Source organism: Mesorhizobium sp. U510 (assembly GCF_059180695.1).
Window position 1 is genome coordinate 6,919,270 of record NZ_CP180532.1, and the last position, 22,859, is coordinate 6,942,128.

24 protein-coding genes are annotated in these 22,859 nt (G+C 63.8%); 18 read left to right on the top strand and 6 right to left on the bottom strand.

All coding sequences use genetic code 11. The features are described 5' to 3' along the window. Position 1: 1 nt before the first annotated feature. The 11 genes from ACLGL5_RS35555 (at position 2) to phnE (ACLGL5_RS35605) (ending at position 10,145) form a co-directional block, all read left to right on the top strand. Positions 2 to 1,114 carry a carbon-phosphorus lyase complex subunit gene (locus tag ACLGL5_RS35555; RefSeq protein WP_069093169.1) on the top strand — a complete coding sequence of 371 codons (1,113 nt, stop codon included), beginning with the start codon at positions 2 to 4 and terminating at the stop codon, positions 1,112 to 1,114. After that, positions 1,111 to 1,530 (top strand): FosX/FosE/FosI family fosfomycin resistance hydrolase, encoded by a 420-nt coding sequence (gene fosX, locus ACLGL5_RS35560; RefSeq protein ID WP_069093170.1) that lies wholly within the window; start codon positions 1,111 to 1,113, stop codon positions 1,528 to 1,530. Before ACLGL5_RS35555 ends, fosX begins: the two co-directional genes overlap by 4 nt. 274 nt (positions 1,531 to 1,804) lie before the next feature. Further along, entirely contained in the window at positions 1,805 to 2,704 is a 900-nt protein-coding gene (locus ACLGL5_RS35565; RefSeq protein ID WP_027047410.1) for an alpha-D-ribose 1-methylphosphonate 5-phosphate C-P-lyase PhnJ, read from the top strand. After that, positions 2,701 to 3,477: a phosphonate C-P lyase system protein PhnK gene (gene phnK, locus ACLGL5_RS35570; protein ID WP_069093171.1), complete on the top strand. Its 777-nt coding sequence runs from the start codon at positions 2,701 to 2,703 to the stop codon at positions 3,475 to 3,477. The genes ACLGL5_RS35565 and phnK overlap by 4 nt, the downstream gene beginning before the upstream one ends. 2 nt (positions 3,478 to 3,479) lie before the next feature. Continuing rightward, positions 3,480 to 4,187 carry a phosphonate C-P lyase system protein PhnL gene (phnL, locus tag ACLGL5_RS35575; protein WP_038649790.1) on the top strand — a complete coding sequence of 236 codons (708 nt, stop codon included), beginning with the start codon at positions 3,480 to 3,482 and terminating at the stop codon, positions 4,185 to 4,187. Further along, a complete protein-coding gene (locus ACLGL5_RS35580) occupies positions 4,184 to 4,801 on the top strand; it encodes a DapH/DapD/GlmU-related protein (protein ID WP_069093172.1) in 618 nt (205 codons plus the stop codon). The genes phnL and ACLGL5_RS35580 overlap by 4 nt, the downstream gene beginning before the upstream one ends. An 85-nt stretch (positions 4,802 to 4,886) precedes the next feature. After that, positions 4,887 to 5,597: a DUF1868 domain-containing protein gene (locus ACLGL5_RS35585; protein ID WP_069093173.1), complete on the top strand. Its 711-nt coding sequence runs from the start codon at positions 4,887 to 4,889 to the stop codon at positions 5,595 to 5,597. A 234-nt stretch (positions 5,598 to 5,831) separates the two neighbouring features. Continuing rightward, a complete protein-coding gene (gene phnC / locus ACLGL5_RS35590) occupies positions 5,832 to 6,689 on the top strand; it encodes a phosphonate ABC transporter ATP-binding protein (RefSeq protein WP_069093174.1) in 858 nt (285 codons plus the stop codon). Between the two features lie 148 nt (positions 6,690 to 6,837). Beyond that, positions 6,838 to 7,746, top strand: coding sequence for a phosphonate ABC transporter substrate-binding protein (phnD, locus tag ACLGL5_RS35595; RefSeq protein WP_019861278.1), 909 nt, complete (start codon positions 6,838 to 6,840; stop codon positions 7,744 to 7,746). A 56-nt stretch (positions 7,747 to 7,802) separates the two neighbouring features. After that, positions 7,803 to 8,774, top strand: coding sequence for a phosphonate ABC transporter, permease protein PhnE (gene phnE / locus ACLGL5_RS35600; protein ID WP_069093175.1), 972 nt, complete (start codon positions 7,803 to 7,805; stop codon positions 8,772 to 8,774). A gap of 3 nt (positions 8,775 to 8,777) precedes the next feature. Beyond that, positions 8,778 to 10,145: a phosphonate ABC transporter, permease protein PhnE gene (phnE, locus tag ACLGL5_RS35605; protein WP_069093176.1), complete on the top strand. Its 1,368-nt coding sequence runs from the start codon at positions 8,778 to 8,780 to the stop codon at positions 10,143 to 10,145. 48 nt (positions 10,146 to 10,193) lie between these two features. On the opposite strand, the gene ACLGL5_RS35610 is transcribed toward phnE (ACLGL5_RS35605), so the two are convergent. The 3 genes from ACLGL5_RS35610 to ACLGL5_RS35620 are packed head-to-tail and all read right to left on the bottom strand — an operon-like array spanning position 10,194 to position 13,385. After that, positions 10,194 to 11,045 carry a sugar phosphate isomerase/epimerase family protein gene (locus tag ACLGL5_RS35610; RefSeq protein ID WP_038649802.1) on the bottom strand — a complete coding sequence of 284 codons (852 nt, stop codon included), beginning with the start codon at positions 11,043 to 11,045 and terminating at the stop codon, positions 10,194 to 10,196. Between the two features lie 42 nt (positions 11,046 to 11,087). After that, the gene (locus ACLGL5_RS35615) at positions 11,088 to 12,275 is read right to left on the bottom strand and encodes a Gfo/Idh/MocA family protein (RefSeq protein WP_019861283.1); all 1,188 of its coding nucleotides are present in this window, start codon (positions 12,273 to 12,275) and stop codon (positions 11,088 to 11,090) included. Positions 12,276 to 12,329: 54 nt separating this feature from the next. Next, complete coding sequence (locus ACLGL5_RS35620) at positions 12,330 to 13,385, bottom strand: sugar phosphate isomerase/epimerase family protein (RefSeq protein WP_064981681.1); 1,056 nt, start codon at positions 13,383 to 13,385, stop codon at positions 12,330 to 12,332. Between the two features lie 402 nt (positions 13,386 to 13,787). On the opposite strand from ACLGL5_RS35620, the gene ACLGL5_RS35625 reads away from it, so the two are divergent. The 5 genes from ACLGL5_RS35625 to ACLGL5_RS35645 are packed head-to-tail and all read left to right on the top strand — an operon-like array spanning position 13,788 to position 18,052. After that, positions 13,788 to 14,675: a sugar phosphate isomerase/epimerase family protein gene (locus ACLGL5_RS35625; RefSeq protein WP_069093536.1), complete on the top strand. Its 888-nt coding sequence runs from the start codon at positions 13,788 to 13,790 to the stop codon at positions 14,673 to 14,675. A 60-nt stretch (positions 14,676 to 14,735) separates the two neighbouring features. Then, positions 14,736 to 15,905, top strand: coding sequence for a mandelate racemase/muconate lactonizing enzyme family protein (locus tag ACLGL5_RS35630; protein ID WP_064980927.1), 1,170 nt, complete (start codon positions 14,736 to 14,738; stop codon positions 15,903 to 15,905). A 2-nt stretch (positions 15,906 to 15,907) separates the two neighbouring features. Next, entirely contained in the window at positions 15,908 to 16,627 is a 720-nt protein-coding gene (locus ACLGL5_RS35635) for a FadR/GntR family transcriptional regulator (RefSeq protein WP_069093177.1), read from the top strand. A 2-nt stretch (positions 16,628 to 16,629) separates the two neighbouring features. After that, positions 16,630 to 17,622: a hydroxyacid dehydrogenase gene (locus tag ACLGL5_RS35640; RefSeq protein WP_019861289.1), complete on the top strand. Its 993-nt coding sequence runs from the start codon at positions 16,630 to 16,632 to the stop codon at positions 17,620 to 17,622. A 40-nt stretch (positions 17,623 to 17,662) separates the two neighbouring features. After that, positions 17,663 to 18,052, top strand: a complete 390-nt coding sequence (locus ACLGL5_RS35645) for a hypothetical protein (RefSeq protein WP_069093178.1) — start codon at positions 17,663 to 17,665, stop codon at positions 18,050 to 18,052. Positions 18,053 to 18,067: 15 nt separating this feature from the next. Here ACLGL5_RS35645 and ACLGL5_RS35650 read toward each other — a convergent pair whose 3' ends face one another. Further along, on the bottom strand, positions 18,068 to 19,363 hold the full coding sequence (locus ACLGL5_RS35650; RefSeq protein WP_069093179.1) for an amidase: 1,296 nt from the start codon (positions 19,361 to 19,363) through the stop codon (positions 18,068 to 18,070). 116 nt (positions 19,364 to 19,479) lie between these two features. Between ACLGL5_RS35650 and ACLGL5_RS35655 the strand changes: the two genes are divergently transcribed. Then, on the top strand, positions 19,480 to 19,827 hold the full coding sequence (locus ACLGL5_RS35655; protein WP_019861292.1) for a GFA family protein: 348 nt from the start codon (positions 19,480 to 19,482) through the stop codon (positions 19,825 to 19,827). 17 nt (positions 19,828 to 19,844) lie between these two features. On the opposite strand, the gene ACLGL5_RS35660 is transcribed toward ACLGL5_RS35655, so the two are convergent. After that, entirely contained in the window at positions 19,845 to 20,753 is a 909-nt protein-coding gene (locus ACLGL5_RS35660; protein WP_038649816.1) for an SDR family oxidoreductase, read from the bottom strand. 98 nt (positions 20,754 to 20,851) lie between these two features. Here ACLGL5_RS35660 and ACLGL5_RS35665 point away from each other — a divergent pair, with 98 nt between their 5' ends. Then, on the top strand, positions 20,852 to 21,430 hold the full coding sequence (locus ACLGL5_RS35665) for a TetR/AcrR family transcriptional regulator (protein ID WP_223217855.1): 579 nt from the start codon (positions 20,852 to 20,854) through the stop codon (positions 21,428 to 21,430). 37 nt (positions 21,431 to 21,467) lie between these two features. Here the strand turns inward: ACLGL5_RS35665 and ACLGL5_RS35670 are convergent, their stop codons facing one another. Beyond that, positions 21,468 to 22,682 carry an MFS transporter gene (locus ACLGL5_RS35670; RefSeq protein ID WP_069093180.1) on the bottom strand — a complete coding sequence of 405 codons (1,215 nt, stop codon included), beginning with the start codon at positions 22,680 to 22,682 and terminating at the stop codon, positions 21,468 to 21,470. Positions 22,683 to 22,859: the final 177 nt, after the last annotated feature.

Genomic DNA, 22,859 nt, shown 5'->3' on the forward strand with positions numbered 1-22,859 from the left:
GATGTATGTCGCGGTAAAAGGCGGCGAAGCCGCTATTCGTAACGCCCACAGCCTGCTCGCCGATCGCCGGCGCGGCGACCGTTCGGTGCCGGCCCTGCGCCTCGACCAGATCGTCGAGCAACTGGCGCTCGGCGTCGACCGGGTGATGAGCGAAGGCTCGCTCTACGACCGGGAGCTCGCCGCACTCGCCATCGTCCAGGCGCGCGGCGACATGATCGAGGCGATCTTCCTGGTGCGCGCCTATCGCACGACGCTGCCGCGCTTCGGCTACAGCAGGCCGATCGACACCGGCGCCATGCTGGTCGAGCGGCGCGTCTCGGCAACCTACAAGGACCTGCCTGGCGGCCAGTTGCTCGGCCCGACCTTCGACTACACGCACCGGCTGCTCGATCCCGAACTTGCCGCCGGCGCCGATGTCGCGGAACCCTTGCAGCGCGAGACGGAAGCCCAAGCCATGCCGCGCGTATCGGCGATTCTTGCCCGCGAAGGCTTGATCGAACCGGATGGCGAGATGCCGCAGGACCATGTGTCCGGCGACATCACCCGCGAGCCGCTGGAATTCCCGATGGCGCGCGACATCCGCCTGCAGGCGCTGTCGCGCGGCGACGAGGGTTTCCTGCTTGCGCTCGGCTATTCCACCCAGCGCGGCTATGCCCGCAACCATCCCTTCGTCGGAGAAATCCGCATCGGCGAGGTTGAGCTGGAACTGGATGTTCCCGAACTGCCCTTCGCAGCCCCGCTCGGCACGGTGCGGGTCACCGAATGCCAGATGGTCAACCAGTTCAAGGGCTCGGCCAAGGCGCCGCCGCAGTTCACCCGCGGCTACGGCCTGGTCTTTGGCCAGAGCGAGCGCAAGGCGATGGCCATGGCGCTCTGCGACCGCGCGCTGCGCGCCTCCGAGCTTGGCGAGGACATCATCGCCGCCGCCCAGGACGAGGAATTCGTCATCTCGCATTCCGACAATGTCCAGGCGACCGGCTTCGTCGAGCATCTGAAGCTGCCGCACTATGTCGACTTCCAGGCCGAGCTGGACCTCGTGCGCCGCATGCGCGCCGAACATGAGGCCCGTGAGAACCCCGCCAAGGTCGACGAAAAGCGGGAGGCCGCGGAATGATCGAAGGCCTGTCCCACATGACCTTCATCGTCCGCGACCTCGAGCGGATGACAAGGATACTCGAGGGCGTCTTCGACGCCCGCGAGGTCTTTGCCAGCGACGCCGCGCAGTTTTCGCTGTCGCGCGAAAAATTCTTCCTGATCGGCGACATCTGGATCGCCATCATGCAAGGCGAGAAGCTGGCCGAGCGCAGCTACAACCACATCGCCTTCAAGATCGATGACGACGATTTCGACCGCTACGCCGAGCGCGTCGGCAGACTAGGCCTCGACATGCGCCCGCCGCGCCCACGCGTCGAGGGCGAAGGCCGCTCGATCTATTTCTACGACGACGACAACCACATGTTCGAAGTGCACACCGGCACCCTCACCGAGCGGCTGGCGCGCTATGCCAAGGGGTTGGAGGCTGCGCAATGAACTTAGTGCCCGCCCCCGTGGCCGCCACCGTCGTGGGAATGACCGCCATAGCTATCATACCCGGAGTAGCCGCCACCTCCGACGCCCATGGATTCACCTTGAGAGCCCTCTTTGGGAGCGGGAAAAACCATGCGCCGAAGGAAAAAGAGAACGACGCCGGCGAACACCGCCAGCACAATTCCGAGATGCATCCATCCGGTCGAGTTCATCTGAATTCGCCCCTGTTTCCGCGTCCTGGACGCCAATTCGATAGCACAAAGCGGATGTGATCACCATGACCGACATCGCCACCTACAACTTCGCCTATCTCGACGAACAGACCAAGCGGATGATCCGTCGCGCGATCCTCAAGGGCATCGCCATTCCCGGCTATCAGGTGCCGTTCGCCTCGCGCGAAATGCCGATGCCCTATGGCTGGGGCACTGGCGGCGTCCAGGTCACCGCCTCGATCATCGGCCCCGATGACGTGCTGAAGGTCATCGACCAGGGCGCCGACGACACCACCAACGCGGTATCGATCCGCGCCTTCTTCAAGAAGGTCGCCAATGTCGCTGTCACCACCGATACCGCCGGCGCCACCATCATCCAGACCCGCCACCGCATCCCCGAACATCCGCTGACCGCGGGCCAGGTGCTGGTCTACCAGGTGCCGATCCCCGAGCCGCTGCGCTTCCTCGAACCGCGCGAGACCGAGACGCGCAAGATGCATGCGCTTGAGGAGTATGGCCTCATGCATGTGAAGCTCTATGAGGACATCGCCAAGCACGGCCGCATCGCCACCACCTATGCCTATCCGGTCAAGGTCGAGGGCCGCTATGTGATGGACCCCTCACCGACGCCGAAATTCGACAATCCCAAGATGCACCGCTCGCCGGCGCTGCAGCTGTTCGGCGCCGGACGCGAGAAGCGCATCTATGCGGTGCCCCCCTTCACCGATGTCGTCAGCCTCGACTTCGAGGACCATCCGTTCGAGGTGCAGACCTTCGACCAGCCCTGCGCACTGTGCGCGGCCGAAAATGTCTATCTCGACGAGGTCATCCTCGACGACCATGGCGGCCACATGTTCGTCTGCTCCGACACCGACCATTGCGAGAAGCGGCGCCAAGAGGGCCATCGCGGCCATCTTGCTCCGGAGATCCATCTTGCTTCCGAAAAAATGGAGCCGGCACAATGACCGACGAACCGCTGCTACGCGTCTCGGCGCTCTCCAAATTCTACGGTTCGCGCGTCGGCTGCGACAACGTCTCCTTCGACCTGTGGCCGGGCGAAGTCCTGGCAGTCGTTGGCGAATCCGGTTCCGGCAAGACGACGCTGCTCAATTGCCTGTCGACGCGGCTCTTACCGTCGTCGGGCACCGCCAGCTACCGCATGCGCGACGGCCAGTTCCGCGAGCTCTACCGCATGAGCGAGGCCGAGCGCCGCTTTCTGATGCGCACCGACTGGGGCTTTGTCCACCAGAACCCGGCCGACGGCCTGCGCATGACGGTGTCAGCAGGCGCCAATGTCGGCGAACGGCTGATGGCGGTGGGCGACCGCCACTACGGCAAGATCCGCGCCACGGCCATCGACTGGCTGTCGCGCGTCGAGATCGAGCAAGACCGTATCGACGACGAGCCACGTGCCTTTTCCGGCGGCATGCGCCAGCGCCTGCAGATCGCCCGCAACCTCGTCACCGGCCCACGGCTGGTGTTCATGGACGAGCCGACCGGCGGCCTCGACGTCTCGGTGCAGGCACGCCTGCTCGACCTGTTGCGTGGACTGGTCACCGACCTCGGTCTCGCGGCCATCGTCGTCACTCATGATCTCGCGGTGGCGCGCCTGCTGTCGCAGCGCATGATGGTGATGAAGGACGGCCGCGTCGTCGAAAGCGGCCTCACTGACCGCGTGCTCGACGATCCGCGCGCGCCCTACACGCAGCTTCTCGTTTCTTCCATTTTGCAGGTGTAACGATGCCAACCCCGCTCGTTGTTTCCGACGTCGCCAAGAGCTTCACCATGCATCTGCGCGATGGCATCAAACTGCCTGTCGTCGCCGGTGTCTCGTTCTCGATCAGGGCGGGCGAATGCACCGTGCTCGGCGGCCCGTCGGGCGCCGGCAAGAGCTCGATCCTGAAGATGCTCTACGGCAACTATGCCGTCGACGAGGGCCAGATCATCGTCAGGCACGAGGATGGACTGATCGATCTCGCCAACGCCAGCCCGCGCACCGTGCTTGCCGTTCGCCGGCAAACGATCGGCTATGTCAGTCAGTTCCTGCGCACCGTGCCGCGCGTCTCGGCGCTCGACGTCGTCGCCGAACCGCTGGTCGAGCGCGGCGAGGAACGCGAGGTTGCACGCGGCAAGGCACGCGCCCTGCTGGCGCAGCTCAATTTGCCGGAAAAACTCTGGGCGCTGCCGCCGGCGACCTTCTCCGGCGGCGAGCAGCAGCGCGTCAACATCGCGCGCGGCTTCATCACCGAGCACCCTATCCTGCTGCTCGACGAGCCGACCGCCTCGCTCGATGCTACCAACCGCAACGTGGTGATCGAACTCATCGCCGCCAAAAAGGCGGCGGGCGTCGCCCTGCTTGGCATCTTCCACGATCATGATGTTCGCGAGGCGGTTGCCGACCGCATCATCGACGTCACCGCTTTTGCTCCAGGAAAACTCGCCGCATGACCAGGAAATTGTCGGAGACGCCGCTGGTTCACCCGACGGCGGAGGTACACAATTCGACGCTTGGCCGCTGGACCGAGATCGCCGACCGCAGCCGGGTTTCGGAGAGCGAACTCGGCGACTATTCCTACATGATGCAGGATTGCTCTGTCTGGTGCGCGACGATCGGCAAGTTCGCCAACATCGCGGCAAGCGTGCGCCTCAACGCCACCAACCACCCGACCTGGCGGCCGACGCTGCATCATTTCACCTACCGCGCCTCGGACTATTGGGACGACGCCGAGCACGAGAGCGAATTCTTCGCCCAGCGCCGCGCCAAACGCGTCACCATCGGCCACGATACCTGGCTCGGCCACGGCTCGACCGTCCTGCCCGGCGTCACTGTCGGCGATGGCGCGGCGGTCGGCGCCGGCGCGGTCGTCTCGAAGGATGTCGCGCCCTACACCATAGTCGCCGGCGTGCCGGCCAAGCCGATCCGCGAGCGCTTCGACCGCCGCACCGCCGAACGCTATCAGGCGCTTGCCTGGTGGGACTGGGACCACGCGCGGCTGCGCATTTCGCTCGATGATTTTCGCGAGCTGTCGGCGGAGGCATTCCTGGAGAAATACGAGGGATAGTTCCTCACATTGCCGTCATAAGGGGGCCTGTTCATATCTCTGACACAGGACTCGGACAGGACGCCATCTCCCCAAGGAGATTGCCATGCTCGACACCGTCAGACCCTCGCTTTTCGGATTCTTTGCCGGCACCAACCCGACCCCGCCGGCGCATCTCGGCACGCGCTACGACACCTCGGGCAATTTCCTGACCGAGCCCGGCAACACCGTCGTCAGCCATCTCGTCAGCGGATCGCCTTCCGAAGCCGCCGTGCTTGCGGTGCGCGAGAAGATGCTGGCGATGCCCGACGCCGACCGGCTCGCCTTCACGCCCGTTTCCAGCCTGCATATGACGCTGTTCCAGGGCATCATCGAATACCGCCGCCGCTTGCCTTACTGGCCGCAGGACGTACCGCTCGACACCAGCATCGACGCCATGACCCGCCTCTATCTGGAGCACCTGAAGGGCTTCGAGGGCTTCGGTCCTTTCAACATCAAGGTGATCGAGGTCGTGCCGACCGGTCTCACCGTTGCCGGCGCGACCGACGAGGACGTGCGCATCATGCGTCAATGGCGCGATGCGTTGGCGGTGCCGTTCGGCTACCGGCACCCCGATCATGACGCCTACGTCTTCCACATCACCTTCGCGTATCAGATCCGGCGTCTTGCCGACGACCGCGCCGCCGCGTGGCAGGCTCTGTTCGACGACTGCCTGGCGCTTTTCGCAAGGCAGGCTCCGGTGATCGAGATCAAGGCGCCCGCCTTCTGCGCCTTTCGCGACATGAAGCACTTCGAGGAATTGCTGGTGCTTGGCTGATCGCCGGTCACGCGCCAATGCATGTCGCCCGAAAGTGGCCCCGGTTTTGGGAGAACGACATGCATAAAAACTAAAGACCTGAAGCGCGTCGCATGAATTCGTTTCAGCCCGGCGCGCTTCAGCCGTCGCGCCTGTGGAGCGTAACAAAACTGACATGCTGGCGACACGGCAGGTTCATGTGGCTGCGCTAGGCGAGAGCCTGACGATCAACAAGGTCCGGACTGGAACCTGCTCATGTCAGCAAGCTCTGCCACACTCGAAATCCGTGGTGTCAGCCGACGATTTGGCAAGAACACCGCCGTCAGCGACGTCAACATCTCGATCCCGCAGGGTCAGATGGTTGGCGTCATCGGCCGTTCGGGCGCTGGCAAGTCGACCCTTCTTCGCATGATCAACCGACTTGTCGACCCCAGCCAGGGGTCGATTTTTTTTGACGGCGCTGAGGTCTCCCGGTTGCGCGGCTCGCCGCTGAGGCGCTGGCAGCGCGACTGCGCCATGATCTTCCAGCAGTTCAACCTGGTGCCGCGCCTCGACGTGCTGACCAATGTCCTGCTCGGCAAATTGAACCATCGCTCGACCCTGTCCAACCTTCTCGGCATGTTCTCTCGCGCCGAATGCGCCGAGGCGGTCGCCGCGCTCGAGCGGCTCGACATCGCCCGCACCGCGCTTCAGCCCGCCGGCACCTTGTCTGGCGGACAGCAGCAGCGTGTCGCCATCGCCCGCGCCATGATGCAGCAGCCCAAAGTGATCCTCGCCGACGAGCCGATCGCCTCGCTCGACCCGCTCAACGCCAAGGTGGTGATGGATTCGCTGCGGGACATCAATCTGCGCGAGGGCATCACCGTCGTCACCAATCTGCACACGCTCGACACCGCCCGCGCCTATTGCAACCGCATCATCGGCATGGCCGCCGGCAAGGTCGTATTCGACGGCCCGCCCGAAGAGCTCAACCGTGAGGCCGTGCGCCTCGTCTATGGCGCCGACAGCAATGGTGCCGAAATATCGGAGGCCATCACCTCCACCAGCGTTGCCTTCAAGCAGAAGATCGCAGCATCCGCCGGACCGCTCGAACCCGCATTCCCGGGTTACTGAGCCCATGATCCCGAAAAGTGGAATCCGGTTTTCGGGAAAGATCATGGGCCAAGAAAGGGCGGTTGGGATCGTCCGCCCGCGTCAAGGGCACTTGTCAAGATCAAGAACGCTGCCGGCGCGGGGCCGGAACTTACAGGAGAGACATCAAATGTTCAGGAAGATGGTTTTCAGCGCCGTTTCGGTGCTTGCCATGGCAACCAGCATGGCCCACGCCGCCGACATGAAGGAATTCCGCGTCGGCATTCTGGGCGGTGAAAACGAGACCGACCGGCTGCGCAACTACCAATGCCTGGCCGATCATCTGAAGGCCGAATTCGGCTTCGAGAAGGTCTCGCTGTTTCCTGCCGCCGACTATGACGGCGTCATCCAGGGCCTGCTCGGCGGCACGCTCGACTTCGCAGAACTCGGCGCCTCCGGCTACGCCAGCGTCTATCTCAAGGACCCGAAGGCGGTGACCCCGATCCTCACCACCAAGCAGACCGACGGTTCCACCGGCTATTATTCGATCGGCCTGGCTCTGAAGACCTCGGGCATCACCGACATCAAGTCGGCCAAGGGCAAGAAGCTCGGCTACGCCGATCCGGACTCCACCTCGGGCTACCTGATCCCGCTGACCCAGATTCCGAAGGACACCGGCGCCTCGAACGAAACCTTCTTCGCCTCGACCCAGTTCAACGGCGGCCATGAGAACAACATCCTGGCCGTGCGCGACGGCAAGGTCGATGTCGCGGTCGATGATTCCTCCGGCATCGGCGACTTCAAGAACGGCTTCACCTCCGGCACCTTCCACAAGGTCGTCGCCAAGGGCGCCGTCGACCCGAACGACTTCGTCGAAGTCTGGCGCTCGGGCCTGATCCCGAACGGCCCGCTGGTCGTGCGCACCGCGCTCGGTGACGAGATGACCGCCAAGCTCGCCGCCTTCTTCACCGAGCTGCCGACGAAGGACAAGGCTTGCTTCGAGGGCGTCGAAGGTGGCGATTTCACCGGCTACGTTCCGGTCAAGCCAGACTTCTACAACGTCATCGTCGAAGCCCGTAAGGCAGCCATCGGCGGCTAACGGCGAAATCGGAAAGGGCGGTGCCGAAAGCACCGCCCCTTTTTGCATCTCCGATCATGACCCTTTCCGTGACAGCCCCCTCATTGACAGCCTCTTCTGGCGCCCCCCAGCAGATGGCCGATGCCTGGCGACGCCAGACGTCGCTGCGTCGGTTCTATACAGTGCTCGGCGTCGGCCTGCTGCTCGCCGCGATGCTCGCGAGCATGTGGTTCGCCGACGAAGCCAATGCCGGGCACTTTTTCGACCGGCTGCCGCATATTCTGGATTTTCTGAGCTGGCTGGTCCCAAAGGATTGGAACGACGTCTGGCGGGCACTGTTCGACATCGCCTCGCCGCATGACACCGGCACCCAGGAATACAATTTCCCGCTCGGCCGGATCTATGTCTGGGGCGGGTTCTACATCCCCGAATATTTCGAGCTGATGATCACGACGGTCAATGTAGCCCTGGTCTCGACCTTCGTCGGTTTCATCTTCGCCGTGCCGTTTTCCTTCATCGCCGCCCGCAACCTGACGCCCCATCCGGCGCTGCGGCTGATCGTCAAGCGCTTTATGGAGCTGCTGCGCGCCTTCCCTGAGATCGTCATTGCCGGCCTGTTCGCGGCCATCGTCTCCATCGGCCCGATCGCCGCCATCATCGCCATCGGCCTGCATTCGATCGGCGCGCTCGGCAAGCTGTTCTACGAGATCAACGAGAACATCGACATGCGTGCCGAGGAAGGCCTGCGCGCGGTCGGAGCCAACTGGTTCGAGCGCGTGCGCTTCGCCGACCTGCCGCAGGTCCTGCCCAATTTCATGTCCTACACACTGCTGCGCGTCGAGATCAATGTCCGCGCCTCGACCATCATCGGCGCCGTCGGCGGCGGCGGCATCGGCGAGGAGTTGAAGCTCTCCATCTCGCGCGGCTTCGGCGCCAAGACGCTGGCGCTGGTGCTGCTCTTGTTCACGACCATCTTCATCATCGACCAGTTCTCCGCCTGGCTGCGCCGCAAGCTGGTCGGCGAGCAAGCTTTCATGATGGGGGCGTAAATCATGGCGACCATGACCGCCGAGGAGATACTGTCGATCGAGGAGCGCTATCCGCAAGTGTTCCGGCGGCCGCTGTACAAGCGCTTCGCTCCGCTGTTCCTGTTCATCGGCATCCTGACCTATCTCATCTATGTCCTGTGGTTCTTCAGCCTGCCGCAAGTGCTGCGGGAATCGCACTGGGAGCGTCTGCCGCTGTTCCTGACACAATGGATCAGCTACGACCTGCAACCGGAATTCCGCCTCGACCAGCCTGAGATCACGCCAAAATACCCGCGCTTTTCCGCGCTTGGCGAGAACCCGAACCCCGACTGGGTGATCAAGAATCCGGACGGCACCTTCACCGTGCTGATCGACGGCCCGGCGAAATCCGTGACTTTCGGCAAGGCGCAGGCAACGATCGTGGCCAACGGCCAGACCGTGCCGGTTTCGCTGACCAGCGGCAAGCCGGTGATATCAGGCCCGGTGCCGGACTGGATTGCCGCGCATGACGACGAGGTGGTTGCCAAGATGGGCTTCGTCGGCGAAGTGCGCGTCACCGTCGATCGCGTCAAGGTGCGCAAGCGCTTCCTCGGCTGGGCGAATTTCGTCTTCGACACACGCTCGCCCTTCTTCGGCAAATCGGCGGGAGAGGTGATCTCGCTGATCGTGTCCGGGCCTGATTTGAAGCCGGGCACCTCGAACCTGGCGCTGGCCGGCGACAACATCTGGAACAACGCCCAGTGGCAGCACGGTGACGTCTGGACGAAGCTGCTGCAGACCATCGTCATGGCGTTCCTGGGCACCCTGCTTGGCGGTATCGTCGCCTTCCCGCTTGCCTTCTTCGCCGCCCGCAACATCACGCCGAGCGGTGTGCTCAGCCAGGTCCTGAAACGCTTCTTCGACTTCATGCGCTCGGTCGACATGCTGATCTGGGCGCTGTTCTTCACCCGCGCCTTCGGCCCTGGTCCGCTTGCGGGCAGTGCCGCGATCTTCTTCACCGAGATCGGCACGCTCGGCAAAACCTATTCCGAGGCGCTGGAGAACATCGACGACAAGCCGCGCGAAGGTGTGCTGTCGACCGGCGCCAACGGTCTCCTGGTGCAGCGCTACGGCGTCATGCCGGAAGTCATTCCGGTCTTCATCAGCCAGACGCTCTACCAGTGGGAATCCAACACCCGCGGCGCTACCATCATCGGCGCCGTCGGCGCCGGCGGCATCGGCCTGAAACTGTGGGAAGCAATGCGCACCAATTCCAACTGGGCCAACGTCTTCTACATGGTGCTGCTGATCCTGCTGGTCGTCTTCATCTTCGACAACATCTCGAACTTCCTGCGCCGCCGGCTGAGCCGCACCATCCACGACTACAACAGGATCCAGGTCGAGCAGGGGTGATAGGCCTGGATGCCATGGTTGGCGGCGGCATCTCGCGAAGAGAGGAGCCTAAGCCGCCTTCTTCCACCCATTCCTGATATGCTTATACCCGTCGCGATAGACAGCTTCCGGGCTCTCGGAAAAATCGCGCCAAACCTTGGTCGCCGCAGCCAGGTCCTTCAGCGACCGCCCGAACGCCTCGATTGTCAGCCAGTCGTCATAGCCGCTCTTGCGGATCGCCGCGAACGTCTCTTTCCACGGAATGTTGCCGCGCCCCGGCACGCCGCGATCGTTTTCCGATATGTGGATATGCACGACATTCCGGCGATGCTTCGTATAGGCGCCAATCGGGTCGGCCTCCTCGATATTGGCATGAAAGGTGTCGTACATCGCCTTGATGTGCGGACGGCCGACGGCATCGATGTGCTCCGAGAGGTCCGCCATCGTGTTGAAAAGATAACATTCGAAGCGGTTCAGCGCCTCCAGCCCGATGGTGACGTTGCGCGTGCCGGCATGGTCGCCGATGGCGCGCTGCGAGGCGATGGAACGGTTCTTCTCGGCGGGGGTCGGCCCGCTGCCGGAAAAGGCGCCGAGCGTCGAATGCAGCGGCCCGCTGAGCGTCCTGGCGCCAAGCGCATCGGCGCAATCAACAGCCCATTTCATGTAAGCGATACCAGCCTTGCGCGTTGCCGCATCGGCCGAGATCAGGTTCATCGAGGGATCGCCCATCGCAGAGACCGCGGTCCGCTCCAGCCCGATGCGATCGAGCAGGTCGCCGAGCTTTTTATAATCGTCCGGCATGCCGGCAAAGATCGGTATCTCGACACCGTCGAAGCCCGTCGCCTTGATGTCGCGAAGCAGAGGCTCATGCTTCTTCGACACCGCCGTCGTCCACAAGAACATGCACATGCCGATTTTCATCGACGCCCTCCCCCCGTTTAATCCCCCCGGATCATTTTTGTTTTAGAGCTTCGTCCACGCGCCATTCTTCTTCGACGATTTCACGCAGGCTTCGATGAAGGCCATGCCTTCGACGCCGTCCTGGATGGTCGGGAAGACGACATCCTTGGCCGGCTTGCCACCCTTCTTGCGCGCCGCACGAATGGCGCGTGCAGCCTCCTGATAGATGTTGGCGAAGCCTTCGAGATAGCCCTCGGGATGGCCTGACGGCACGCGGCTGACACGGCCCGCCACCGGCAGCGCGCCGGCGCCGTTGCGGGTGATCAACTGCTTGGGCTGGCCGAATGGGGTGTACCAGAGATAGTTGGGATCGGCCTGCACCCATTCCAGCCCACCCTTCGAGCCATAGATGCGCAGCTTCAGCCCGTTCTCATGGCCGGGCGCCACCTGGCTCGCCCAGATCATGCCCTTGGCAGGATGCGTCTTGCCGGTGGGCTTGAAGCGCAGCATGACGTTGACATTGTCGTCGAGCAGCCGCCCCGGCACGAAGGCATCGAGATCGGCCGACAGCGAATCCAGCTCTAGCCCGGAGACGAAGCGGGCAAGATTGTAGGCATGGGTGCCGATGTCGCCCAGCGCACCGCCGGCGCCCGCCTGCTTGGGATCGCCGCGCCATGATGCCTGCTTCTGGCCGGTGGCGGCGAGGTCCTCGGTCAGCCAGTCCTGCGGATATTCCGACTGCACGATGCGGATGTCGCCGAGCACGCCCTTGGCTACCATTTCGCGCGCCTGCCGCACCATCGGATAGGCGGTGTAGTTATGGGTGAGCACGAACACCTTGCCGGTCTTCTCGACGATCGCCGCGAGCTTTTTTGCCTCGGCCAGTGTCGTCGCCAGCGGCTTGTCGCAGATCACGTGGATGCCGGCCTCGAGAAACGCCTTGGCTGCCGGCACATGGACATTGTTGGGCGTCACGATGGCCACCGCCTCGATGCCGTCGGGGCGCTTGGCCTCGGCCTTGGCCATCTCGGCATAGGAAGCGTAGCTGCGATCCGGATCGAGCCCGAGTTCGGCGGCCGAAGCCTTGGCGCGCTCGGGGTTCGCCGACAGCGCACCAGCCACCAGCACGAATTCATTGTCCAGGCGCGCCGCTATGCGGTGCACCGCGCCGATGAAGGCGCCTTGCCCGCCGCCGACCATGCCATAGCGGATCGGGCCGCCTCCCGTTTCCGATTTCGATGCGCCGACCATGTTTTGTCCCTCGTGTCTTGGATACTTCTCCCCTCCGGGGAAGGGAAAGCCGTGTCAGATTCCCATCATCGCGCGCAGCACTTTCTTGTCCGTCGCGCCACCGGCGAAGTCGTCGAATGCCTTCTCCGTCACGCGGATGATGTGGTGCTGGATGAAAGGCGCCCCTTCGGCAGCTCCATCCTCGGGGTGCTTCAGGCAGCACTCCCATTCCAGCACCGCCCAGGAATCATAATTGTACTGCGTCAACTTGGAGAAGATGCCGCCGAAATCCACCTGCCCGTCGCCGAGCGAGCGGAAGCGTCCTGCGCGGTTGGTCCAGCTCTGATAGCCGGAATAGACGCCTTGCCGGCCGGTCGGGTTGAACTCGGCATCCTTGACGTGGAAGGCCTTGATGCGCTCGTGGTAGATGTCGATGAATTCGAGATAGTCGAGTTGCTGCAGCAGGAAGTGCGACGGGTCGTAGTTGATGTTGCAGCGCTTGTGGCCACCGACCGCCTCGAGGAACATCTCGAAGGTGGCGCCGTCGAACACGTCCTCGCCGGGATGGATTTCGTAGCCGACATCGACACCATTGTCCTCATAGACGTCGAGGATCGGCTTCCAGCGCTTGCCGAGTTCGGCGAAGGCCTCCTCGATCAGGCCGGCCGGCCGCTGCGGCCAGGGGTAGAGGTAGGGGAAGGCCAGCGCACCGGAGAAGGACACCGAAGCCTTGAGGCCGAGATTCTTCGAGGCCTTGGCGCCGAACTTCATCTGTTCGACCGCCCATTTCTGCCGCGCCTTGGGATTGTTGTGGACCGAGGCCGGCGCGAAGCCGTCGAACTGCGCGTCATAGGCCGGATGCACCGCCACCAACTGACCCTGCAGATGCGTCGACAGTTCGGTGATCTCGACGCCGGCATCGGCGCAAATGCCCTTCACCTCGTCGCAATAGGTCTTGGAAGACGCCGCTTTCTCGAGATCGAACAGGCGCGCGTCCCAGGTCGGGATCTGCACGCCCTTATAGCCGAGACCGGCGGCCCATTTGGTGATCGCGGCCAGCGAATTGAATGGCGCTGCGTCACCCGCGAACTGCGCCAGAAACAGTCCAGGGCCCTTCATTGTCGTCGGCATCGGCATCCTCCCTCATTGTGTCGCGACCAAGCATAGCGCCGATTGGAAGCAGGGCCAGCCATTTTGGTCTTTTTGCATCAGGCGCTTTGCAGGCACTGCCATTCTGGTATTACCAAATAGGGGAATTTGGTCAAGCCTGGCAATGCATCGATCGAGATCTGCGAATGTCCAAGGCATCGGCATATATCACAATATAATCAACGGAATAATTCGCACAGCAAGTTGCGCATCCGCGCTTCTTGCCGTTCCAGGCAATTTGCTGTAGACCTCACTTCAGGCCCAATTGGTCGAACCAGTTTGCAGGAAAAAGGCTGGGGATGCCTTGGGGAGGAACCCTTGCGCCGTCTTTCGGCGGTGCATGTCGAAGGCAAACGATACGGACGAATTTGGGAAGGACAGACCATGCATCTTTCGACGCACAACTGGATGCGGGCGGAACCATTGGAGACGACGCTCAAGCGCATCAAGAAGTTCGGCTATGAGTCGATCGAGATTTCCGGCGAGCCCGAGCAGTACAAGACCAAGGAGACGCGGGCGCTGTTGAAGGAGCATGGCATTCGCTGCTGGGGCGCGGTGACCCTGATGCTGGGCGAACGCAACCTTGCCGCCAAGAACCAGGGTCAGCGCGAGCGCTCGGTGCAGTACGTCAAGGACGTGCTGACCATGGTCAGCGAGCTCGATGGCGAGATCATCACGCTCGTCCCCGCGACGGTCGGCAAGGTCGTGCCGGACGGCACCGAGGAAGAGGAATGGAAATGGGTGGTCGACGCGACCCGCGAATGCTTCACCCATGCCAAGAAGGTCGGCGTCAAGATCGCCGTCGAGCCGCTCAACCGCTTCGAGACCTACCTGTTCAATCGCGGCGCCCAGGCGCTGGCGCTGGCCGACGCGGTCAGCCCCGAATGCGGCGTCTGCCTCGACGCCTACCACATCCATATGGAGGAATTTAACGTCTACGACGCCATCCGTCAGGTCGGAAAGCGCCTGTTCGACTTCCACGTCGCCGACAACAACCGCTTCGCAGCCGGCCTCGGCCAGATCGACTGGCCGAAGATCGTCGCCACCTTGAAGGAGGTCGGCTACGACGGCGCGCTGACCAACGAATTCGTCGCCCCGGTCGACCGCACGCCGGCGGCACCCTATCCCGAAATGGTCGAGCGCTACCCGGTCGATATCTCGCCTGAGCAGCTGAAGTTCATCCAGGACCACGGCTCCAGCGTGCTGACCGAGAAATTCTACACCGACCAGATGCGCATCACCGCCGAAACGCTGCTGCCGCTGATCAAGTAGTCGACGACTGTTGGGAAATTCGCCCTTTCGCCCTGACCGGCGGCGGGGCTGGGGAAAGACATGCGCATCAAGACCGTCCAAGCCTGGTGGGTCCGCATCCCGATCGAAGCCGCTCGGCAGCACCGCAGCGACTTCGGCCAGGTGACGACCTTCGACGCCGCCATCCTGCGCATCGAAACCGATGACGGACTGGTCGGCTGGGGCGAAGGCAAGAACGCTGCCGGCAGCGCCGGCAGCTACGGCGCCCTCGTCCACATGCTGAACCAGGAGGTCGGGCCGCAGCTGATCGGCCGCGATCCGGCCGACATCGGCATCATCTGGGAAATGCTCTACAACGGCGTGCGCCACGACAGTGCCGCCCGCGCCGGCCACGCCATGCCGCAACTGGCGCGGCGCGGCATGAGCATCGCTGCCATCAGCGCCGTCGACATCGCGCTTTGGGACATCCTGGGCAAGTCACTCGGCCAGCCGGTCTGGCGGCTGCTCGGCGGCCGCAAGATCGACCGCATGCAGGCCTATGCCTCGGGCGGCTGGGCGTCCGCCGACGCCATCGGCGAGCAGTTGAAATCCTACATCGCCCGGGGCGGCTTCAAGGCGCTGAAGATGCGGGTCGGCGCCATGGATGGCGCCGCGCACATCTCGGCGGCCCGCGTCCGCGCCGCGCGCCAGGCGCTCGGCCCCGATGTCGAGCTGATGGTCGACGCCCACGGCACCTATACGGTGGCGGAGGCCAAACGCTTCATCCACCTCGTCAACGACCTCGATCTTGCCTGGTTCGAGGAACCGGTAATCGCCGACGACAAGCCGGGCATGGCGGAAGTGCGCGCCTCCGGCGCCGTGCCGATCGCCACTGGCGAAAGCGAGGCGACGCGCTATGCCTTCCGCGACCTCGCCGTGCTCAAGGCCGCCGACATCTTCCAGCCCGATCCCGCCTTTTGCGGCGGCATCAGCGAAGCGATGAAGATCGGCACCATCGCCAGCGCCTTCAATCTGCGCTTTGCGCCGCATCTGTGGGCCGGCGCGCCCTGCTTCTTCGCCGGGCTGCATGTCTGCGCCGCCTCGCCGTCGAGTTTCACCGTCGAATATTCACTCGGCGCCAACCCGATGATCCACGATCTGATCGAAGAGACTGTCGAAGCACAGGACGGTATGATAGCGATCCCGGAAAAGCCCGGATTGGGATTCACCGTTTCTGAGCGATTCCTGGAGGCGCACGCGCAACGCAATTGACGATGAAAGAAAAGAACCTTCTCGCGGAACTCGCAGCCTATCTGTTCTCCCACTCGGACAAGGAGAGCGGCCGCACCCCATCCGAACGTGAGCTGGCGGAGCATTTCGCCGTCAGCCGCGGCCAGATCCGCGAGGCGCTGGCCATCCTCGAAGCCATGCGCATCGTCGAGCGGCGCGCCAAATCCGGCATCTACATCGACACCAAGCAGGCGAGCGTCGAGGCGCTGGCGCTGTTCGCGCGCGCCGGCCTGCCGCTCGATCCCTTGCAGATCTACGAGACGGTCGAGTTGCGCAAGATCCACGAGATCAAGGCCGCCGAACTTGCCTGCTCGCGCGCCACCGAGGAGAATTTCGAGCGACTGCGCGAGATCCTCAAGGCTTCCGAGGAACGCATCGCTGCCGGCGAAGGTCTGGCCAAAGAGGACCGCGAGTTCCACCTGGAGATTGTGCGCGCCACCAAGAACAGCGTCTTCCACAACATCTGCAGCGTCTACTATCTGATGGGCGAGCAGCGCCTGCCGATCTATTTCAACGATCCCGAACGCAGCGTGCGTTCGCATGCCGAGCATGTGCAGATCTACGAGGCGCTGCTGCGCCGTGACGGCAATCTCGCCCAGGCACTGATGAGCGCCCATCTGCAAGGGGCGGAGAGCTACTGGAAGGGCCTGATCGAGGGCGGCAATGCGGCTGCGCCCGCGAGCCCGGCGCTCGAAAAGGCCTGAGCGTGGCCCAGACCGTGCCAAAGATCCTGTCGACCCATCCGCTGCATCCGCGCGCTTCGGCCAAGCTCGCGGGCGCCGGCCAGCTCGTCATCGCATCGGCGCTCGATCCCGCCACCTTGACCCGGGAGGCCAAGGACGCCGACATCGTCATCGTGCGTGCACCGCTGCCGCCGGCGCTGTTCGAGGGCGCCTGGAAGCTGAGGGCTGCCATCCGCCATGGCGCCGGGCTCGACATGATCCCGATGGAGGCGGCGACGGCGGCCGGCGTGCTGGTGGCCAATGTGCCGGCGGTCAATGCCCGTTCGGTGGCGGAACACGTCATGTTCACCGCACTTGCGCTGCTGCGGCAATTCCGCAGGGTCGACCGCGACCTGCGCGCCAAAGGCTGGCTCGCCGGGCGCGAGCACGCCAATTCCAACATCGAGCTTGCCGGCAAGACCATCGGCATTGTCGGCCTCGGCGCCGTCGGGCAAGCCGTCGGCCATATCGCCGCGCACGGTTTCGACCTGAAGGTGGTGGCAACGACGCGCAGCATGCAGCCGGCGCCCGAGAAAGTCGGCTTCCTGTCGATCGACGCGCTGGTCGAACAGAGCGACATCATCGTGCTCTGCTGTCCGCTGACGCCGGAGACGCGCGGCCTGATCAGCCGCGAGCGCATCGCCCGCATGAAACCCAATGCGCTCTTGATCAACGTTTCGCGTGGGCCGGTCGTCGATGACGACGCCCTGATCGAGGCCTTGCGGGAACGCCGCATCGGCGGTGCGGCACTCGATGTGTTTTCGACGCAGCCGCTGCCGTCCAATCATCCCTATTTCGGCTTCGACAACGTCATCATCACCCCGCATATGGCAGGCATTACCGAGGAATCGATGATGCGCATGGGCATCGGCGCGGCGGGCGAAGCCTTGCTGGTGCTGGACGGCAAGCTGCCGGTCAATCTGCGCAATCCGGAAGCGGTCGATCACTACCGGCGGCGCTTTCCGCTCGACCTATAGCAATCGCTGTTTCGCCCCAATTTTCCGCGACGTTGCAGCCATGTCCGGTCTTCGCCTCGCATTTCTGATTGCCGCAGCCTCGTCCATCTTCGCCCTGCCGGCATTCGCGGCAGCCGAAAGCAGCTATGTCTATTGCGACAATGGGCTGCGCTGCCTCAAGGCGCCCTGCCCGTCGAACAGCGCTCTCGACCTTGCCACAGGCAAGATCATCAAGGGTGTATCGATCGACGCCAGCGGATTACCGCAGGCCGACAAGGCGATAACGGATCAGTCCGACGTGCTCTACTCGGGGAGGATCGTCGTCAGGGGCTCGATCGAGCAGCGTACCCAGACCATCACCGGCAAGGATTACAGTCTGCCCTGGCTGGTCGCGACACGCATCGTGCGCACCGCCCAGGACAGCGAACGCAAGCACTGTTCCTCGCGCTGATCGGCCAATTGCCGGTCAGCCGCCCAGCAGCCGCTCCGTTTCGGCGGCTATCCGCAGCAGATGCCGGTCGTGGCCGTTGCGCGCGACCAGCATCAGTCCGGCCGGTAGCGCCATGTCGGGCATCGGCAGCGAGATCGCACAGAGGTCGAACTGGTTGGCCACCTGCGTGTTGCGCAGCAGCAGGCCTTCGACGCGGTCCCGCAGTTCGGCATCCTCGGCCATGGAAACGATGGTCGGCGCCATCACCGGCGTGGTCGGCAGGGCCAGCACATCGACCGATGCCAGCCGCTCGTCCATGGCGGCAATGAGAGCGCTGCGGCGGCGCAGGACCCTGATATAGACGGGCGCCGGCAGCATCGCCGCCCGCGACAAAGGTCCGCTGACATGCGGGTCGACCGGTACCGATGCACCTGTCGCCAGCCAGTCGGCATGCACTTCGGCCCCTTCCATGGCAGCGATCGAGCCACGCTTGGTGGCGGTCCTGAACTCCGCGATCATGTCGTCGATCACCAGATCGGCCATGCGCGCGCCCGCCTTTTCTATCTTGCCGAGACAATGCTCGAACGCCCCGGCAACTTCACCTTCCGTGTCGCCAAAAAGAACACCGCGCGGCACACCGACGCGAAGTCCCGCGAGCGATATGGCCGCCAGTTCGGTCGGCACCTCGCCGGCCATCACCGCGTCTGTGGCGGCACATTGCGCAACGGTTCGGGCAAGCGGCCCGATCGAGTCCAAGGTGCCAGACAGCGGAAAGGCGCCGGTCAGCGGCACCCGCCGCGCTGTCGGCTTGAAACCAACGACATCATTGAGCGCCGCCGGAATGCGGATGGAGCCGCCGGTATCGGATCCGATGGAGATATCGCTCGTCCCCTCGCCGATGGAAACGCCGGCGCCGGAGGACGAACCACCAGGAATTAGGCTGGCATCGACGGCATTGCCTGGCGTGCCGTAGTGCATGTTGTCGCCGATCGCCGTGAAGGCGAATTCGGTCATGTTGGTCTTGCCGATGAGGACCGCACCGGCTTGCCGAAGCCGGCTGACGATGGCGGCGTCGCACGCGGCGGGCGTAGCGGTCTTTCGCATCAGCGAGCCGGCCGTGGTTGGTTCACCGGCAACGTCGAACAGATCCTTGATCGAGACGATGACGCCGTCGAGCGGTCCGAGCGTCACGCCGGCTCGGCCGCGGGCGTCGCTGGCATCAGCCGCCGCCCGCGCGGCCTCGATATAGAGCTTGGTAAAGACCTTTTCGTCGGCCGCACGATTGGCAAGGCGTGACAGGATGATTTCGAGACGGTCGCGGATGGATTGCATGTCGATGTCGGACTCCGCCAGGATGCAACGTCTTTAAGGCAGGCAGCCGGTTGGGCCTGCGAAAGGGATAACCCGGCCAGCGTGCCTTTGCACCTGTCAGCGATAGGAAGATACTGATGCTCTACAAAGGCAGCTGTCATTGCGGCAAGATCGCCTTCCAATTCAAGGCGGAACTGACCGGCGCCGTGCGGTGCAATTGTTCGATCTGCTCGCGCAAGGGCGCGCTCCTATGTGCCATCCCGCATGGGAGCCTGACGGTCCTGGCCTGGGGCGACGATCTGGGCACCTATACGTTCGGCAACCACGCCATGGCGCACCGCTTCTGCCGCACCTGCGGCATCCATCCTTTCGCCGAGGACGTCCGGGAAGGCGATGAGCGCAGCGCCTATGTCAACCTCAACTGCGTCGCCGATATCGAGCCGTCCACCTTGCCGATCTTCGACTTCGACGGACGCTCGCTGTGAAGCGATTCCGGATTGCCTTACCGGTAACCCGTTGCATCGGCGGGTTTGCCGGCGTCCTGAACCTCCGGTAGATAACGCCAGGCATCGGGCCGCGAACCATCGAGATCGGTAAAGCCGTAGACCTGCGCCAGTCCGCCGCTGGACAGCGACTGCCCGTTCCAGCGCGAGCGGTCCGTGTCCGCCGCCAAAGCGGCAACGGCACGGCCGATGAAGCGCGGTGTCTCCGAAATAATGAAATGCGGCACCTTTGCCGTGGCATCGCGCCAATTCACCTCGCGCACGCCAAAGGCCTCCAGCATCATCTCCGACCGCAGCCAGCCTGGCGTCAAAGAGACCGAGGTGGCGCCGTGTTTCGAAAGATCCTTGGCATGAGCCCACGCCATGCGATTCACCGCGACCTTGGCAAGATCGTAGAAGGGTGACAGCCGGTAGTGCTCGGCATTGTACTCGGCCGTGCCGTCGGTGACTTCCACCAGCAGTCCGCCCGGCTGCTCGATCATGAGCGGCAGCGCGTGGTGGGCGGTGATCAGATGGGTGTCGATGGCCAGACGCAGCATACGCAAGCCATTGTCCAGATTGTGCTCCCATACCGACTTGTCCCATTCGAACAGCTTTTCACCGCCCCAGATGTCGTTGACCAGTATATCGAGGCGGCCCTGTTCCTTGCGGATGCGCTCGACCAGCCCGCGCACATCATCGGCCACGAGGTGATCGACCTGGACGGCGATGCCGTTGCCGCCGTTGGCCGTGACCAGTTCCGCCGTCTCCTCGATTGTTTCGGGCCGGGCATATTCGGATTGCTGGGCACGCGTGCTCCGCCCCGTGACATAGACCGTTGCGCCGGCGGCGCCGAGTTCGACCGCTATGCCGCGTCCGGCGCCTCGTGTGCCGCCGGCGACCAGGGCAACTTTTCCTTGCAACATCATTGAACTCTCCCAAAAACGGCACCATCGATGAAAACCGGGCTGGCTCGCGCCGCTCGCATCATATATAAATGATCATTCGGTTATATCAGGATGTCAAGATGACCCGGCCCAAAACCCAGTCCGACGAGCAGGTGCTGGAAGCCGCATTGCGATTGATCCACGAGCACGGCCCGGAAGCGCTCACCTTCGAGCGCCTGGCAAAAGCCTGTGGCCTCTCCGGTGCAACCCTGGTGCAGCGCTTCGGGAACAAGGCTCGGTTGAAGCAGCGCACCTTGCTGCACGCCTGGGACGGTCTTGACGACAAGACCAGGACGTTGGCGGCCGCCGTTCCCAGAACGCCTGCCGGCGCGGTCGAATTGCTGGTCGCGCTGTCGCAGGGCTATGGCGGCATCGAATCCTATGCCGAGGGCTTGCTTGTCCTGCGCGAGGATCTGCGTGACCCCATGCTCAGGACGCGCGGTGCCGCCTGGAAAACAACCCTGTGCAATGCCCTCGCGCCTTGCTTTGCCGGAACGCCCGGCTCACCGCAGGACATCGGCCTGCTGATGGCATCGCATTGGCAGGGATCGTTGCTGTGGTGGAGTTTCGATCCGACGATTGAAGTCGCCGTCTACGTCGAGGACAGCCTCAACCGTTTCGTTGCCGCCATCACGACGGCAGCGGCCCGAAAACCATGATGGTTCTCGGGCCGCTGGATGAGGCGGAGATGAGAGCTTATTCGGCCTGCTTCGGGCCGCGCAGCAACACCACGATGGCCGCCAGCAGCGTTGCGATGCCGCAATAGGCGAAGGCGCTGGCCACGCCGGCATGATCGACCAGCAGGCCGCCGAGGACGGCCCCCAGCGCAATCGCCACCTGGAAAGTCGCCACCATCAAGCCGCCGGCGCTTTCGGCCTGGTCGGGTGCCGCCCGCACCAGCCAGCTCTGCAGTCCGACCGGAACCGCGCCGAAGGCAAAGCCCCAGGCGGCGACGGCAACCGCAGCGATCGTCGGCGAGGTGCCGAAGATCAGCATCGAGGCGGCTGCCAGGGCGATCAGCAGGGGCGCCAGCGCCACGGCTATCTTGAGGTTGCGTTCGGCCAGGAAGCCACCGGCGATATTGCCGAAGAAACCGCCAATGCCATAGGCCAGAAGCACCAATGAGATCGTCTCGATGTGGAGCATCGGCACCTTTTCGAGGAAGGGGCGCACATAGGTGAAGCCGGCGAAATGCCCCGACGCGACCAGCAGCACCACCAGGAGGGCCACCCGGATCGACGGCCGCTCCAGCACATAGAGCAAGGTGCGGAAGCTCGCGACACCCACCGGCGGCAGCTTCGGAATGGTGGCCAACTGCACCAGCAGCGCCAGGGCACCGACGATGGTCGCGACCATGAACGCCGTGCGCCAGCCCCAGATGTCGCCGACATAGGCGCCGACAGGAGCGGCGGTGACGGTGGCCAGCGAAACACCGGTCAGGATGATCGACATGGCGCGCGGCATCAGCCGCATCGGCACCAGCCGCAGCGCCATGGCCGCCGACATTGCCCAGAAGCCGCCCAGCGCCACCCCGAGCACGACGCGGGCCAACAGAAGCATGGGCAGCGACGCGGCAAAGGTGGCGAGAAGGTTGGACAGGATGAGGAACGAGGTCAGCATCCACATCACCAGCCTGCGGTCCATACGCCTTGTGATGATCGCCATGGTGGGCGCGGCAATGGCGCCGACGATGGCGGTTGCCGTCACCGCTTGTCCTGCCACGCCCTCGGTGACGCCGAGATCGCGCGCCATCGGCGTCAGCAGGCTGGCGGGCAGGAATTCGGCGGTCACGAGACCGAAAACGCCAAGTGCCAGCGAAACCACGGCGCCCCAGGCCGGCTCGGTTCGTTCATCGGTGTCTGCGGGGTTCAGAAGTGTGGCGTCGATGACATCAGTTGCGGGTTCGGCCATGGTCAGTCTCCGATCTGTTGCAGCGCCACATAAGAAACGACCGCCCGGGGCTTCCACCCGTTCCATGCCTTGCCGTCACGGCTTGGCCATGGGGTCGGTCTGCGATTTGTTTGCGGCGCAACATTTGGCTGCAGTGCAACATAGGAAGTGACGCCCTGGAGTTTCCATGCTAAAAAC

Excerpts from the sequence above, each read along its gene's own strand:
- ACLGL5_RS35585 (WP_069093173.1), top strand. The coding sequence starts at position 4,887 with ATGCTCGACACCGTCAGACCCTCGCTTTTCGGATTCTTTGCCGGCACC.
- ACLGL5_RS35580 (WP_069093172.1), top strand. The coding sequence starts at position 4,184 with ATGACCAGGAAATTGTCGGAGACGCCGCTGGTTCACCCGACGGCGGAG.
- ACLGL5_RS35645 (WP_069093178.1), top strand. The coding sequence starts at position 17,663 with ATGTCCGGTCTTCGCCTCGCATTTCTGATTGCCGCAGCCTCGTCCATC.
- phnE (WP_069093175.1), top strand. The coding sequence starts at position 7,803 with ATGACCCTTTCCGTGACAGCCCCCTCATTGACAGCCTCTTCTGGCGCC.
- ACLGL5_RS35620 (WP_064981681.1), bottom strand. The coding sequence starts at position 13,385 with ATGCCGACGACAATGAAGGGCCCTGGACTGTTTCTGGCGCAGTTCGCG.
- ACLGL5_RS35635 (WP_069093177.1), top strand. The coding sequence starts at position 15,908 with ATGAAAGAAAAGAACCTTCTCGCGGAACTCGCAGCCTATCTGTTCTCC.
- phnD (WP_019861278.1), top strand. The coding sequence starts at position 6,838 with ATGTTCAGGAAGATGGTTTTCAGCGCCGTTTCGGTGCTTGCCATGGCA.
- ACLGL5_RS35650 (WP_069093179.1), bottom strand. The coding sequence starts at position 19,363 with ATGCAATCCATCCGCGACCGTCTCGAAATCATCCTGTCACGCCTTGCC.
- ACLGL5_RS35610 (WP_038649802.1), bottom strand. The coding sequence starts at position 11,045 with ATGAAAATCGGCATGTGCATGTTCTTGTGGACGACGGCGGTGTCGAAG.
- phnC (WP_069093174.1), top strand. The coding sequence starts at position 5,832 with ATGTCAGCAAGCTCTGCCACACTCGAAATCCGTGGTGTCAGCCGACGA.
- ACLGL5_RS35665 (WP_223217855.1), top strand. The coding sequence starts at position 20,852 with ATGACCCGGCCCAAAACCCAGTCCGACGAGCAGGTGCTGGAAGCCGCA.
- phnE (WP_069093176.1), top strand. The coding sequence starts at position 8,778 with ATGGCGACCATGACCGCCGAGGAGATACTGTCGATCGAGGAGCGCTAT.
- fosX (WP_069093170.1), top strand. The coding sequence starts at position 1,111 with ATGATCGAAGGCCTGTCCCACATGACCTTCATCGTCCGCGACCTCGAG.
- ACLGL5_RS35555 (WP_069093169.1), top strand. The coding sequence starts at position 2 with ATGTATGTCGCGGTAAAAGGCGGCGAAGCCGCTATTCGTAACGCCCAC.
- ACLGL5_RS35565 (WP_027047410.1), top strand. The coding sequence starts at position 1,805 with ATGACCGACATCGCCACCTACAACTTCGCCTATCTCGACGAACAGACC.
- ACLGL5_RS35630 (WP_064980927.1), top strand. The coding sequence starts at position 14,736 with ATGCGCATCAAGACCGTCCAAGCCTGGTGGGTCCGCATCCCGATCGAA.
- ACLGL5_RS35655 (WP_019861292.1), top strand. The coding sequence starts at position 19,480 with ATGCTCTACAAAGGCAGCTGTCATTGCGGCAAGATCGCCTTCCAATTC.
- ACLGL5_RS35670 (WP_069093180.1), bottom strand. The coding sequence starts at position 22,682 with ATGGCCGAACCCGCAACTGATGTCATCGACGCCACACTTCTGAACCCC.
- ACLGL5_RS35660 (WP_038649816.1), bottom strand. The coding sequence starts at position 20,753 with ATGATGTTGCAAGGAAAAGTTGCCCTGGTCGCCGGCGGCACACGAGGC.
- ACLGL5_RS35615 (WP_019861283.1), bottom strand. The coding sequence starts at position 12,275 with ATGGTCGGCGCATCGAAATCGGAAACGGGAGGCGGCCCGATCCGCTAT.
- phnL (WP_038649790.1), top strand. The coding sequence starts at position 3,480 with ATGCCAACCCCGCTCGTTGTTTCCGACGTCGCCAAGAGCTTCACCATG.
- phnK (WP_069093171.1), top strand. The coding sequence starts at position 2,701 with ATGACCGACGAACCGCTGCTACGCGTCTCGGCGCTCTCCAAATTCTAC.
- ACLGL5_RS35625 (WP_069093536.1), top strand. The coding sequence starts at position 13,788 with ATGCATCTTTCGACGCACAACTGGATGCGGGCGGAACCATTGGAGACG.